Source organism: Nonomuraea basaltis (assembly GCF_005893125.1).
Taxonomy (GTDB): domain Bacteria; phylum Actinomycetota; class Actinomycetes; order Streptosporangiales; family Streptosporangiaceae; genus Nonomuraea; species Nonomuraea basaltis.
In genome coordinates this window covers 1-11,652 of record NZ_VCJS01000312.1, presented here as the reverse complement: position 1 = coordinate 11,652, position 11,652 = coordinate 1, and the positions used below count along the sequence as shown (strand labels likewise).

The 11,652-nt window shown below is 69.2% G+C and carries 17 protein-coding genes and 1 pseudogene; 2 read left to right on the top strand and 16 right to left on the bottom strand.

All coding sequences use genetic code 11. The features are described 5' to 3' along the window. Positions 1–60 precede the first annotated feature (60 nt). From EJK15_RS62715 to EJK15_RS72155, 16 genes and pseudogenes are all read right to left on the bottom strand, one after another. Complete coding sequence (locus tag EJK15_RS62715; protein ID WP_206062047.1) at positions 61–939, bottom strand: bifunctional DNA primase/polymerase; 879 nt, start codon at positions 937–939, stop codon at positions 61–63. Positions 940–959: 20 nt separating this feature from the next. Continuing rightward, on the bottom strand, positions 960–1,130 hold the full coding sequence (locus EJK15_RS75765) for a hypothetical protein (protein ID WP_240777983.1): 171 nt from the start codon (positions 1,128–1,130) through the stop codon (positions 960–962). Between the two features lie 23 nt (positions 1,131–1,153). After that, the gene (locus tag EJK15_RS75760; protein ID WP_240777982.1) at positions 1,154–1,588 is read right to left on the bottom strand and encodes an HVSL domain-containing protein; all 435 of its coding nucleotides are present in this window, start codon (positions 1,586–1,588) and stop codon (positions 1,154–1,156) included. 37 nt (positions 1,589–1,625) lie between these two features. Continuing rightward, positions 1,626–2,066: pseudogene (locus tag EJK15_RS75755) on the bottom strand (DNA cytosine methyltransferase); the annotation flags it as partial. After that, the gene (locus EJK15_RS62705; RefSeq protein ID WP_138719819.1) at positions 2,063–2,287 is read right to left on the bottom strand and encodes a hypothetical protein; all 225 of its coding nucleotides are present in this window, start codon (positions 2,285–2,287) and stop codon (positions 2,063–2,065) included. The gene EJK15_RS62705 and the pseudogene EJK15_RS75755, both read right to left, overlap by 4 nt. 107 nt (positions 2,288–2,394) lie before the next feature. Beyond that, positions 2,395–2,841, bottom strand: a complete 447-nt coding sequence (locus tag EJK15_RS62700; protein WP_138719818.1) for a single-stranded DNA-binding protein — start codon at positions 2,839–2,841, stop codon at positions 2,395–2,397. A 40-nt stretch (positions 2,842–2,881) separates the two neighbouring features. Continuing rightward, the gene (locus tag EJK15_RS62695) at positions 2,882–3,079 is read right to left on the bottom strand and encodes a hypothetical protein (protein WP_138719817.1); all 198 of its coding nucleotides are present in this window, start codon (positions 3,077–3,079) and stop codon (positions 2,882–2,884) included. 22 nt (positions 3,080–3,101) lie between these two features. Beyond that, positions 3,102–3,389 (bottom strand): hypothetical protein, encoded by a 288-nt coding sequence (locus EJK15_RS62690; protein WP_206062045.1) that lies wholly within the window; start codon positions 3,387–3,389, stop codon positions 3,102–3,104. Between the two features lie 236 nt (positions 3,390–3,625). Continuing rightward, on the bottom strand, positions 3,626–5,875 hold the full coding sequence (locus EJK15_RS62685) for a hypothetical protein (RefSeq protein WP_206062043.1): 2,250 nt from the start codon (positions 5,873–5,875) through the stop codon (positions 3,626–3,628). A gap of 242 nt (positions 5,876–6,117) precedes the next feature. Next, a complete protein-coding gene (locus EJK15_RS62680) occupies positions 6,118–6,459 on the bottom strand; it encodes a MazG-like family protein (RefSeq protein ID WP_138719816.1) in 342 nt (113 codons plus the stop codon). Positions 6,460–6,474: 15 nt separating this feature from the next. Then, entirely contained in the window at positions 6,475–7,497 is a 1,023-nt protein-coding gene (locus EJK15_RS62675; RefSeq protein WP_138719815.1) for a DUF2637 domain-containing protein, read from the bottom strand. Beyond that, positions 7,494–7,877, bottom strand: coding sequence for an RRQRL motif-containing zinc-binding protein (locus tag EJK15_RS62670; RefSeq protein ID WP_138719823.1), 384 nt, complete (start codon positions 7,875–7,877; stop codon positions 7,494–7,496). The genes EJK15_RS62675 and EJK15_RS62670 overlap by 4 nt, the downstream gene beginning before the upstream one ends. Continuing rightward, a complete protein-coding gene (locus tag EJK15_RS62665; protein WP_138719814.1) occupies positions 7,877–8,410 on the bottom strand; it encodes a hypothetical protein in 534 nt (177 codons plus the stop codon). The genes EJK15_RS62670 and EJK15_RS62665 overlap by 1 nt, the downstream gene beginning before the upstream one ends. After that, the gene (locus tag EJK15_RS62660; RefSeq protein WP_138719813.1) at positions 8,410–8,778 is read right to left on the bottom strand and encodes a WhiB family transcriptional regulator; all 369 of its coding nucleotides are present in this window, start codon (positions 8,776–8,778) and stop codon (positions 8,410–8,412) included. Before EJK15_RS62660 ends, EJK15_RS62665 begins: the two co-directional genes overlap by 1 nt. An 81-nt stretch (positions 8,779–8,859) precedes the next feature. Then, entirely contained in the window at positions 8,860–9,039 is a 180-nt protein-coding gene (locus tag EJK15_RS62655; protein WP_138719812.1) for a hypothetical protein, read from the bottom strand. Between the two features lie 112 nt (positions 9,040–9,151). Beyond that, positions 9,152–9,307 (bottom strand): hypothetical protein, encoded by a 156-nt coding sequence (locus tag EJK15_RS72155; protein ID WP_171075295.1) that lies wholly within the window; start codon positions 9,305–9,307, stop codon positions 9,152–9,154. Positions 9,308–9,719: 412 nt separating this feature from the next. Between EJK15_RS72155 and EJK15_RS62650 the strand changes: the two genes are divergently transcribed. Both EJK15_RS62650 and EJK15_RS62645 read left to right on the top strand, forming a co-directional pair. Further along, a complete protein-coding gene (locus EJK15_RS62650; RefSeq protein ID WP_171075294.1) occupies positions 9,720–10,559 on the top strand; it encodes a GntR family transcriptional regulator in 840 nt (279 codons plus the stop codon). Beyond that, positions 10,556–11,260, top strand: a complete 705-nt coding sequence (locus EJK15_RS62645; RefSeq protein WP_206062041.1) for an HAD family hydrolase — start codon at positions 10,556–10,558, stop codon at positions 11,258–11,260. The genes EJK15_RS62650 and EJK15_RS62645 overlap by 4 nt, the downstream gene beginning before the upstream one ends. Positions 11,261–11,652: the final 392 nt, after the last annotated feature.

The following is an 11,652-nucleotide window of genomic DNA, read 5'->3' as shown; positions in this document are numbered from 1 at the left end:
GGTCCAGCAGGGCCGCGCCGTTGGGTGGGTGGGTCATGATGACAACTCCCGTGGGCAGGTTCATGCGGCGGCCAGATGGCGGGGGCGGCGGGCGCCGTGGCGCAGTCCGGAGGCGACGGTGCGTGCGACTTCGCCGCGGGACAGTCCGAGGTCACCCCCTCCCTGTTCAAGCAGCTCTTTGACGGGCTGCTCGGGGAGCGCGCCGCCGGCGATGAGTTCGCCGAGGGCGGCGGCGGCGCCGAACAGCGCGCGGTTGCGCTGGCCGGGTTGAGCGGCGGCCAGATGCGCCATCTCCCGATCGAGGGCGGCGCGCAGGTAGGCGGAATGGCGGCTCTCGGCGATGGGGACGTGCACCGGCCGCTTGGCCGGAATCGGGGCAGGCGTGAGCAGCTTGAACAGGGAGGGGGGCAGCGGGGCGGGCGCGGCGGCGTGCTGCACGGTGTACCGGCCGCCGCCGTCCGGCAGGGTGACGATGCTGCCCGGGGCAACCACCAGGCCGCCCCAGGCGCGGGTGTCGATCAGCCATCCCAAGCTGCCGTTGGTGCTGGACAGGTGGCTGCTGGGCGGGGCGGTGTAGTACAGGTGCAGGCCGCCACGGCGAGTGCGTACCTGGAGCGTCTCCAGGTTGGGTGTGGTGCCGCTCTGGTGGCAGAGCAGCGCGAACACGTCGGCGCCGTCACCGATGCCGGGCAGGTCCCACTCTGGGGGCGGGTGCTGGCCGGGCTTGGGGATGTCCAGATCGATCACGACCAGTCCAGCCGGGCCGGTGGCGATGCCGACGTTGTAGGGGGCGCGCTGCCACCAGGCGCGGATACGGTCGGGGTCACAGGTGGCGCGAGTCTCCCAGTCGGTGAAGCCGCGCGGGGGCGCCTTGTCGCCCACGGCGAGAGGGAAGACCGGCCAGCCTCGGGCGGCGGCGCCCAGGGCAGCGGCGGTCATGTCATGACGATGTGGTGCGGTCATGCGGCGATCACCTCGGTTGACGTGGTGTAGTGATGCAGGTGGCCAGGCAGCAGAGCGCGCATGGCGGCGGCGCCCTGCTGCCAGACGACGCCGTTGCCGAGCAGGCGTAGCCGGCTGGTGTAGGAGACGCCGGGGACGTCGGTCACCCATCCGGGTGGCAGGCCCATCAGCCATTCGACGAAGCGGCAGCTCAGCCGGGGTCGTCCATCGCGTCGAGGCTCAGTTGGCCAGGGTGCGGGGTGGCCGGACGTTTGCGCCCACCGTGCGATGGCGGGGGCGTACTTGCCCCAATCTGGTGCACTGCTGAGGGCAGCATCAGGTCCCCGGATGACCCGCGCTGGTTGGGGCCGCCCTTCGTGCCGTCCGTCGCCCTGGGCGTGGGCAGGAGCGCCACCGCGGCCTCCAGCCGGCGCCGGGGGTTGCCCGCTTCGAGTTCCCGGCGGGATGGTCCCTGCATGCTGGCCAGCGGGGTCGGCAGTAGCAGGTAGGCGATCTGGTCGGACAGCTCGTTGGAGCGATCGGGGTTCGTCCACCGCTGCGGGTCGCCGATCGAGTGCGCTTCCCTCCTCCCCAGCCACGCCGTGGGCGTCGCCAGCAGGCCAGGCGAGACAGAACCAGCGCTCACGCTGATGGGGCGCGCCGACGTCGGACGCTCGCAGACATGCCCAGTTCGCATCGAACCCGAGGCGGGCAAGGTCAGCGAGGACGACGTCAAGACCAGGTCGCCGAGTAACGATGGCCCGCACGTTTTCCAGCACGAGCAGACGGGGTCGTAGCGCACGGACGGCGTCGGTGATGGTGAACCACAGGCCACTACGCGTTCCTTCCTTGATGCCCGCGCCAAGCCCGGCGTAGGACAGGTCCTGGCAGGGGAACCCGGCAGTCAGCACGTCCACCGGCGGGACGGCGCCCCAGTCGATGGTGGTCAGGTCGCCGAGATTGGGCACGCCGGGGAACTGGCAGGCCAGCACCCGGGCGGCGTCGTCGTCGATGTCGGCCATCCACAGAAGGCGGGTGCCGAGCACGGCAGACGCAGCCAGGTCCAGGCCGCCATAGCCCGAACACAGCGACCCCGACGTGAGGCGGGTGAGAGCGTGGGTCATGCTGCCCGCCTTTCAGCCTCGCTGAGCAGGGCGGCGGTCAGCGCCCGTTCGAGGCAGACCTTGTGGACGGGACGCCTGTCGTCGTCGAGCAGGAAGCTCGGGCGGTGGCAGAAGCGGCAGGGGCGGCGGCGTCCCCCGCCCCAGTGCTCGCGTTTCTTGTGCCAGTCCAGGGAGACAAGCCCCTGGTAGATCCGGTAGCCGCTGTGGGCGGTGGCTGTCATGCTGGCAGGTGCCTTTCTCTGTGGTGATTGGGGAGGGTGAGCGGCCTCGGCGGTTGTGCTTGGCGGCTTGTCGCCGAGGCCGCATGCGCCCTCGTAGACCGGAAGGGCTAGAACGGCGGCTTGTCACCGTTGGGCGCGGCGCTGGCCCACGGGTCGGCGGGTGCGCCGGCGTGGCCGTTGCCGCCGGTGCGGGCGGCCTTCTGCGGTTTGGCGGTGGCGAAGCGCAGCGACGGGCCGATCTCGTCCACGGTCAGCTCCATGACCGTGCGGCGGTCGCCGTCGCCGGTCTCAAAGGTGCGCTGGCGCAGCCGCCCAGAGGCGATGACGCGAGTGCCCTTGGTCAGGGACTCGGCGACGTGGTCGCCGAGGTCACGCCACGCCGAGCAGCGCATGAACAACACCTCGCCGTCCTCCCACTGCTCGACACCCTTGTTGTAGGTGCGGGCGCTGGAGGCGATGGTGAAGGCGGCCACGCCCACGCCGCTTTGCGTGTAGTGCAGTTCGGGGTCGCCGGTCAGGTTGCCGATGATGGTGATCGTGGTTTCGCCGGACATGGCGGGTCTTCCTTCCTGCGGTTGAGTGGGGCGAGGGGGGTCACCGGTTGCGGTGGGTGCGAGTGCGGAGCTGCCAGATGAGCCGTAGGCGGATGCCGGTTCCCTGGCATGTGGGGCAGGTGGCAGGGTCCGGGGTGCGGCAGTAGCACAGGACGTAGGGGCGCTGAGCGCAGTGGAGCAGGTAGGCCAGGCCGCTTATCACGATGGCCATGTAGAGCAGTGGGATGAGTGCGTGCATGACGGTGGCACTCCGTTGGGGGTTAGTGGATGCTGGCGCGGTGCAGGCGGCGCAGGTAGTTGTAGAGGCGGCGGCCGAGGCGCAGGCGCAGGCCGGTGCCGTCGCAGCGGCGGCACCAGCGCTTGACGCGCCCGTTGGGCTTGAGCGTCTTGCCGTGGCCTTTGCAGCGGCGGCAGCGGCCGAACGGGTCGGCGGCGCAGGCGGCGGCGTAGCCGAGCAACCACAGCGCGGCCAGCAGTCCCAGAAGGACTATGGGCGGTAGCGAGCCGGTAGCGGTGAGAGGGGTAGCGGTAGCGGCGGGGAGGGTCATGGTGAGCGCTCCAGGGGCGTTTTCCGGCGTGGCAGAGACAGCCCGCTACCCGCTACCTGCGGGTATTTAGGCTGATCAGAGAGGGTGCGGGCGGTAGCGGCGCGGGTAGCGCGGTCGCTACCGGTAGCGGGTGAGCCGCTACCGTGCCGCCCCCCTCCCGAGGGGTGTGGCGAACGGTCCCACCGGCCGTGCCCCGAACGGCGGGGTACGGCCGGTGGTCGATGGGTGGTCCGGTGTCAGCTTCCGGTCTGGTCGCGGCGGCTCATCGCGGCCTCGATGGCGGCACGCTTGGCGCCCTTGAGTACCTGACCGTCGCGCTTGATGTTCACGCTGGGCACGTTCAGGTCGCGAAGCTGAGCGGAGATCGCATCGCCGGTGAGGTCGGCGTAGTGCTCGGGAATGCGTTCGGCCAGCCGGGCGGCGATCTGCGCCCAGGACAGGCCGGTCTCACTGCCCTCGAAGACGCACCGGGCGTCGGCCAGCACGTCGCGCACCTCGCGCACGGCGGCCTGGCCGGCGGCCATGCCGGACAGCGTGCCGGCGCGTTCGCGCAGCTTGCGCGCAGCGAGGAGGATCTTTTCGGCGTCCTCGGCGTCGGCCAGGTGGAAGCGCACCGTGGGCGTGTCGTCGCCGGCGCCGCGCAGGATGCCCACGCCCTTGTAGGAGGGCAGCAGGGTGGAGGAGTCGAAGCCCTCGGAGTTCGCGCCGGAGCCGAGCACCAGGTCCGAGACCTGCCAGGAACCGGTGCGCAGCGCGATGCGGACCTGGTGGTTGTCGCGGAAGCTGGTGAAGGCGGTGGCGGCGTCGCCGGTGCCGACCCCGCCGGGCTTCTGCGTGGCGTCCAACACGATGACGCCGGCGGCCGGGGCCACCTTGACCAGGAACACCAACAGCCCGGAGATCTCCTTGTTCAGCTCCTTGTCGCCGGTGTCGAAGTACTCCTGACACTCATCGATCACGACCAGGCGCACGGGCATGCCGTACTTCGGGTCGCGGGCGATGTCGCGGGTCAGCTTGCCCTCCGGGCAGACGTCCACAGGCAGCTCAGAGAGCTTCTGGTAGCGGGCTTGCACGTCGGCCTTGAGGTCGCGCAGCATCTGCACGAACGTCTCCAGCGGGTCGCCGTCGCGAGTGAGGGTGAAGCCGAACCCGCACGAGTGGGCGACCAGGGCGAACTTGCGCCAGTCCGGCGAGCCCTTGCCGTCGAAGACCTCCAGCCGCACGTACGGGTCCAGCGCCGCGTACAGGGCGAGGAGGCGGGCGGTGAAGCTCTTGCCCTGCCGGGGCTGCGCGCCGACCAGGATGGACGTCCACAGCATGAGCAGCGTGACCGGGCGGCCTCGTTCGTCCACGCCGAGCGGGGCGGGCTGCCAGATGTCGGTTTCCTTGCAGGCCAGCAGCGGCGTGCGACCGGCCGGCGTCGCGAGGGGGTCGGAGTCGGCGACCCACAGCCAGTGCGAGCGGTGCGATTCGGGGTCGCGCGAGATGGTGACCTGCGACAGCGCCACGTCCAGCCCCGAGGCGATGGCCGGGCGGGCCTTGACCGCGTCATCGAAGGTCTTGCCGTAGGGCAGGTTGACCAGCACCTTGGAACCGTTGCCCTCGCGCGCCATGGCGGCGCCGAACTCGATCTGCTGGTTCGGCCGCTCGGGGTGGCCGAGATTGGCGGAGTAGTAGGCGCGCAGCACGATGTCGCTGTTGAGCCGGCGGTAGCGGCGCGTCACCACGGCCGAGGGGATGAGCTGCCGGCCGGCGGGACGCCCGTAACGGGCCAGCACCGGCACCAGGCCGGCGACGATGACGGCCTGCCACAGCGCGGGCAACCCGAGCACCACCATCACGGCGATGAACAGGGCGATGAGCTGGAAGAACAGCACCACACCACGCCAGCGGCGGGTGGCCTTGCCCTCCCGGTGCAGCTTGAGCCACATCGCCGGGTCATTGTCGCTGGCGGCCTGCTGCAACAACAGGTACTGCTCGTTGACCCACCACCAGCGAAGCTGCCGACCGGCCAGCCGGAACACCCCGACGATCGCCCACCAAGCGACCTTGAGCAGGTACCACGGCGAGCGGACCGCGTGGAAACCGGCGATGTAGCCCCAGCGGGCGGCGGTGGCGCGGATGGTCGCGCCGAGGTTGGCCCGGCGCAGCGCGGACGGGATGATCGGCCGTCGCTTCTGCACCGGCGGCGCGGTCGGGGCGGCGGCCCCGAGCGAGTCCACCAGCACCGGTGCGGCGTCGGCGGGCGGCGGGTCGTCCAGCTCGATCTCAAAGGAGGTATCGCGGGCGGCGGACCGCCGCGCGGTCGGGGCCTGCGGGCCGGCGGTCGGACCGCCGGCCGGGTCGCCGGTCGGGTCGCCGTCCAGTGCGGGCGGCAGGGTGCCGTACGGCAGCCGGTCGGCGCGGGCGGCGTCCAGGTCCACCACGTCCGCCCCCGCGCGGTCGGCGGTGAGGTCGGCGGGTGTGTCGTGAGTGAGGTCGGTCATGATGTAAGGCACCTCGCGTGCGTTGTCGGTAAGCGGGGCGGCAGGGCACGGCTTCGGTTTGGCGACTGAGGGGCCGTGCCCTGCACATGGGTGCGGTCCGCCGGGGCGGTCGGACCGCGTCTGGTCGGCGCGGTCGGCGGGCGGTCGATGGGTGCGGCTGGCGGACGGTCGGACCGAGCGGTCCGACCGAGGCTCGCCGGTGCGGTCGGTGCCGTCGCGGTCCACCGGGCGGCGGGGTCCGTTCAGGCGGCGTCGAGCAGGCGCAGCAGCCTCGGGTAACGGGCGGCGATGTGGGTGCTGAGGATCTTTTCGGCGTCCTCGGGTCCGCCGGCGACGGTGGCCAGCGCCGACATGGCGGCGATGATGACGTCGCACAGTTCGCCGGTCAGCTCGGCGTGGGTGGCGCTGACGCCCTTGCGGGGGTTCTGGCCGGTCACGCCGATGTAGGCGGACACGACCTCACCGAACTCTTCCCCGATCTTCATGATGCGCATGGCGATCTCGTGTTCGGTGCGGGGGTTGGCCGCGTCCAGCCAGGTCAGCAGCAGCCGGACGTGTTGGGCGAGAGTGATCTGTTTGGCCATGGCGGCGGGTTCCTTTCAGACGGCGGTGTGCTGCTCGGCGGGGGCTTCGGTGCGCAGCCGGGTCAGCAGTGCGCCGGCGCGGTCGGTGGAGATGGACTGACCGGTCTGCCGGATGGCCTCGCGCAGCCGGTCGCGGGTGAGCTGTTCGCCCTTGGTTTCCAGGTCGGCGGCGATCTGCCAGCCGAGCGGCATCAGGTCGTCCACGTCCGGCGGCGCTGCCCGCTTGCCGGTGCCCGCCGGGCGGGTGCCGGTGCGGGTGGTGCGCTTGCGCGGGGCGGGCGGCAGTGCGGGACGCTCGGGCGCGGGCGGGGCGATGCGTTCGGCTTCGACGTGTACGGGGGCGCCGGTGGGGGCGAGTTCGCCGAGGCGGTACAGGGCGCGCTCGCGACGGGTGGCCTTGAAGCGCCACAGCCGGCCGTAGCGGTCTTGCAGGTCGGTCTTGGCCAGGATGCGCTCACGCTCGCGCGCCAGCGCATCAGGGTAGGAGCGCACCTCCCACAGCACCATGCGCCGCCACAAGGCGAACGTCGGGAGTGGGGCCAGCAGCCAGCGGGAGCGGCGGATGCCGTCCATCCGGTCGGGCTTGGCCAGGTCGGCGCGCTTGCGGATGACGTGCGCGCCGACCTCCACGGCCACGACCCACAGCAGCGGCAGCACCGCGTGTGCCACGACGGCGAACCAGTCGATCGGGTCGGCCTGAAGGTAGGCGGCCACGTTGAGATAGATGGTGGCGGCGGTCAGCGCCCACGGGATGAACCGCAGCCAGCGCACCCGCATGCCGAGACGGGCGAGCACGATGTCCAGCGCGGAGAACACCGCGATGCCGAGGTCGATGCCTAGGGGCACCGTGAAGGACAGCCAGCCGAACGACGGTTCGGCGGCCTTGGCGACGCGGCCGAAGCTATTGACGAAGCCGAGCAACCCGAGCACGCCGGTTACGGCGGCGGTGACGGCGACGGCGGTGTGTTCGCCACTGGTCAGCTCGCGCGGGCGGGCGCCGGCGGCGGTGATGCCAGTGGTCATATCGGTGGGGGTCATGCGGCGGCCTCCTGTCCGCAGTCGAGGCAGGTTCCGAGGTGGCGCGGCAGCACGTAGCCGACATCGCGCGTGCACACCGGGCAGGTACGGCGAGCTTGATTGGCTTTGGCCAGCGCGGCGCGCTGGCGCGGGCTCGGGTGCCGCTTCGGCAGCGCGAACCGCACGTCGTAGAGGTAGGCGGCGCGCACGCCGGGCGCGCCGTGACGGCGTGAGCGCCAGAGCACTTGCGCCTGGACGCCCTGACCGCCGGGGCGCAGACCTTCGGCGGTGAGCTGGCGAAGGGTGAGCAGGTGCGGCGGGGCCATCTTCCACGGGTAGGTGGGCAGGCCGCCGTGGCGCTCGCCGGTCGGATCCCAGAAGCGGGCGAGGATGCGCGACATCACGCCACCTCCGCAAGCTCGTACCGGGTGAGCAAGTGGGCGGCGAAGTAACGAACGACGTCGGCGAGGATGGGCGCGTCAAGCAGGCCCAACCACCAATCGGGTTCGGTGTCCTCGGCCATGCCCATGGCCTGCCGCAGGTCGGCGAACGTGCCGACGCGGATCCGGGTCGGCATGCCGTAGGCGTCCTCCAGGGTGGCGGTCAAGCCGTCGCGATCGTGGCATCCGCGGATGTCGAGGAAGCGGCCGGCCGGGGTGATGACGCCAACGTGCGTCCACTCCCAGCTATCCTTATGCCGTCGTTCGACCAGGCCGTAGGACCAGCCGGTCGCCTCTTGCAGGGCCGCCGCTAAGAGCCAGCAGTAGCCCCATGCGAAGAACTCGTCGGCGTCGTCGTCGATCACGCCGGGACGCAGCATCGCGCAAATGAGACCACGCCGCGTGGTGGGCTTGGACGGCCAGAACTCCACCGCGATCTGCTCGAACGGCTGGCCCGCGGCGGCCTGCTCCAGGTGCGGGTAGGTGACGGTCATCACGCCACCTCTAGACCGGACAGTCGCTGAGCGGCACGAGAGCGCATCGCCTCGTACAGCTCCGTGATCTCGGCGTGGGCGTCGATCTCAACGGCGGTGCGGCCGGCCCAGATGCCCGAGGTCGGGCGGACCTTCAGGGCGTACTCGTCGCACAGCACACGCGCCGGGCAGGTGGCGCACACGTCGCGCGCCACGGCCTCACGAGCGGCGCGCTCGGCGGTCGTCTCGATCAGCGAGCGGGGGCCGGTGTGCAGCTCTGGGTCATAGGTGCACTCGGGCAGCAGCGGGTCGGCATCCCTGCCCCACAGTGTTTCGATCTCGGCCAGCGACATGCGCGCCGGGTGGATCGGCAGGTCCGAACGAACCATGATGGTGGTACTCCTTCGGGAGTCGAGCGGGGGCGGCTCAGGTCTTGGCGGATGAGGGCCGCCCCCAGCGGGGTGAGATGGTCACTTGCTGACGGCCTTGATGAACTCGGCGAACTGCTGCGCGCCGGTTACGATCGCCTCAAAAGCCCACTTGCACGCCACGGCAGCGCCCTGCGGGTCGGTGAAGAGGTAGATGACGAAGCCGATCAGGAACAGGGTCGGCAGGAACCGGCCGACGCTCTTGGCGGGCTGCATCTGCATGTGAAGCTCCCTGGGGGTAGGTGGCCCGGCGAAGCAACCGGAGTGCCCCGGCAGGGAGTCGAACCCTTGCCTGCGACCATCGGGGCGAAAGCGATAGGTCAGCCGGTCATGGTCAGCCGGGGGCCACTTCGACGTAGACGCGGACGCTGGGCCGGGCAGGGGCCGAAGGGCATAGCCCCTTGATCGCGGTAATGCAGAACGTCTCGCGCAGGGTCAGCACGGCATCGGCTACCTCGGCGGGCGTTCCGGTCAGGCGAATGGACAGCATCAGCACTCCCTTGGGTGTGTGTGGCAGAGGCGGAGAGGCGTGGGTGCCCCGGCAAGGAGTCGAACCCTGCCTACGACCATCGGGGCGAATCGAAAGGGCGTGGCCGGAGGCAACAACCCCCAGGCCACGCGGTGAATGGAAGATCAAAAAAGCAGGGGTCGATGCCCCATGCGGGCCGCCTTTCATGGGAGGCGGTGGCCCTGTCGTCGCTGTTGAGTTCTCAAAAGATCAGGTGCGACAGCCCGTCGGCGCGCGGCTTGCGCCGCCTTCCCAGGTCTTCCGGCTGTGCAGGTTATCCAACATGCCTAGGTAGGTTGTACAAGCATCATGCTGACTGGCTTGCCTAGCCATGTCAAGAGACATGCTTAAGTTGCCTAGCAATGTTGACCAGGTAGCGGCTACGCTGTAGGGCATGCAACTTGACCCGGATGACCCGCGTCCGCCGTATCTGCAGGTAGCCCACCAACTCAGAGCCGCAATCCTCACGAGGAAGTTCGTCCCTGGCGACAAGCTTCCGTCTGGCCCTGAGCTGGCTAAGAGCTTCGGCGTTGCCCGCATGACCGTTCAGCAGGCCATCCGCCAACTCCGTGATGAGGGGCTCGTAGTCACAAGGCAGGGAAGCGGAGTGTTCGTTCGCGAGCGAACCGCGCGCCCTGTCGGCCTACGTCCGCACGTTGAGCAGGCGTTCAAGCGTTCAGAGGTCTCGATAGAGTTCGCGGGCTTCTCTGGCGAGACACTTCACGGCGCGATCCAGGAGCCACTCGACAACATCCGTGCCGGCAAGCTCGTTCCCGAGAGCATCACCGTCCGCATTCTGATTCCAGACACGTCCCGCCCATGGTCACTGCCGTGCCGCGTAGACAACCTGGAAGATGAGCCCCTATTCCGGAAGCGCGCAGAGCGGATCACCTCTCGCCACGCTCAGGCCATCGTGGAGTCTGTACAAGAACTCAAGGATCTCGGCCTCGTGGCGTCAGCCTCTGCCGAGGTGCGCATCTGTGGCGAACCGCCCCGTTTCAAGCTCTATGTGATCAATGGTGAAGAGGCGTTCTTCGGCTTCTACCCAGTCACCAAACACACCGTCGCTCTCGGCGGAGAACCGCAGGCCATCTATGACCTGATGGGCAAGGATGCGGAGCTGTTCCACTTCGCTCTGAGTGACGGAGAGGACTCCACGTCAGGTCAGTTCGTCATACAGTCGCGCGCTTGGTTCGACAGCGTGTGGAACACGGTCGCGCGAGAGTCGGCGTGACAGCGCACACGGGACCGCTCGCCGTACAAGATGCGATGCGGAACGCTCAGTGTGTCCTGCTCGACTTCGACGGCCCCATCTGCGACATCTTCGCGGGACTACCCGCGCCGCGAGTGGCGGCATCACTGCGCAGCTTCCTTGCTGAGCATGATGTGGAGATCCCGCCAGAGGTCGAAGCCTTTGACGATCCGCTGGCGGTCTTCCGGTTCAGTCGGCAACTCGGACCAGACATGAGCCGCATCACGCGGGACATGTTGACGAGGCTCGAAGTCGAGGCGGTCCAGACAGCACGTCCGACCCCGGGGGCCGCCGATCTCATCCGACAATCAAAACGTCTCGGCAAGGCCGTGGCCGTGGTCAGCAACAACTCGACCATGGCAGTAACGGCTTACCTACAGCGAACCCACCTTGGGGAAGAGATCGATTGCGTGTCAGCGCGCGTCGATCCAGATCCGAATCTCATGAAGCCGGATCCGCACCTGGTACACCAGGCACTCCAACAGCTTGCCGCAACGCCATCAACGAGCGTGCTCGTGGGCGACTCTACGACCGATATGGAGGTGTGCCTAGCGACAGGCGTTGTCGCGGTTGGGTATGCCAATCGACCCGATAAGGCGTCGCAGCTCAAGGCGGCAGGAGCCGACCATGTCGTGACCAGCATGGGGGAGTTGCTCGTAACCGACTCCACAGAGACACACTAAGAGCATCGGTCTTCGATCGTGTCAGGCATGGCGCGCGCCGATGCCAGGCCGTCCACAGGCCCGGTCTTCAGTCAAGGCTCTGCAGTCACACCACCCGATTATTGATGGTTTCGTATCGTTTTTCCTGTGTGTCCTCCTGTCCATACTCCCGGCCGGGTGGAGGACGCGCGAGGTAGGGGTGGTGGATCGGGGGCAGGGTCGTGGCCTTCGCCACTGCCGCTCTGATATTCGCGCGTCGAGATCGCGGGAGGGCATGGTCTTTATCGTAAGCAATCAGAAGGATCTGTGACGCTGCGTGATACGAGCTGATCAGGCGTCGAGTGCGACGGGCGGCATCCACAGGTTGCCGGTGAAGGCGCAGTGGATCGCGTCGAAGGCCGACAGGCCGTGCT

Bases quoted from the DNA above. Each gene is read 5' to 3' on its own strand.
- EJK15_RS62715 (WP_206062047.1), bottom strand. From the start codon at position 939: ATGACCGCCGCTGCCCTGGGCGCCGCCGCCCGAGGCTGGCCGGTCTTC.
- EJK15_RS75765 (WP_240777983.1), bottom strand. From the start codon at position 1,130: ATGGGCCTGCCACCCGGATGGGTGACCGACGTCCCCGGCGTCTCCTAC.
- EJK15_RS62705 (WP_138719819.1), bottom strand. From the start codon at position 2,287: ATGACAGCCACCGCCCACAGCGGCTACCGGATCTACCAGGGGCTTGTC.
- EJK15_RS62700 (WP_138719818.1), bottom strand. From the start codon at position 2,841: ATGTCCGGCGAAACCACGATCACCATCATCGGCAACCTGACCGGCGAC.
- EJK15_RS62695 (WP_138719817.1), bottom strand. From the start codon at position 3,079: ATGCACGCACTCATCCCACTGCTCTACATGGCCATCGTGATAAGCGGC.
- EJK15_RS62690 (WP_206062045.1), bottom strand. From the start codon at position 3,389: ATGACCCTCCCCGCCGCTACCGCTACCCCTCTCACCGCTACCGGCTCG.
- EJK15_RS62685 (WP_206062043.1), bottom strand. From the start codon at position 5,875: ATGACCGACCTCACTCACGACACACCCGCCGACCTCACCGCCGACCGC.
- EJK15_RS62680 (WP_138719816.1), bottom strand. From the start codon at position 6,459: ATGGCCAAACAGATCACTCTCGCCCAACACGTCCGGCTGCTGCTGACC.
- EJK15_RS62675 (WP_138719815.1), bottom strand. From the start codon at position 7,497: ATGACCCCCACCGATATGACCACTGGCATCACCGCCGCCGGCGCCCGC.
- EJK15_RS62670 (WP_138719823.1), bottom strand. From the start codon at position 7,877: ATGTCGCGCATCCTCGCCCGCTTCTGGGATCCGACCGGCGAGCGCCAC.
- EJK15_RS62665 (WP_138719814.1), bottom strand. From the start codon at position 8,410: ATGACCGTCACCTACCCGCACCTGGAGCAGGCCGCCGCGGGCCAGCCG.
- EJK15_RS62660 (WP_138719813.1), bottom strand. From the start codon at position 8,778: ATGGTTCGTTCGGACCTGCCGATCCACCCGGCGCGCATGTCGCTGGCC.
- EJK15_RS62655 (WP_138719812.1), bottom strand. From the start codon at position 9,039: ATGCAGATGCAGCCCGCCAAGAGCGTCGGCCGGTTCCTGCCGACCCTG.
- EJK15_RS72155 (WP_171075295.1), bottom strand. From the start codon at position 9,307: ATGCTGTCCATTCGCCTGACCGGAACGCCCGCCGAGGTAGCCGATGCC.
- EJK15_RS62650 (WP_171075294.1), top strand. From the start codon at position 9,720: ATGCAACTTGACCCGGATGACCCGCGTCCGCCGTATCTGCAGGTAGCC.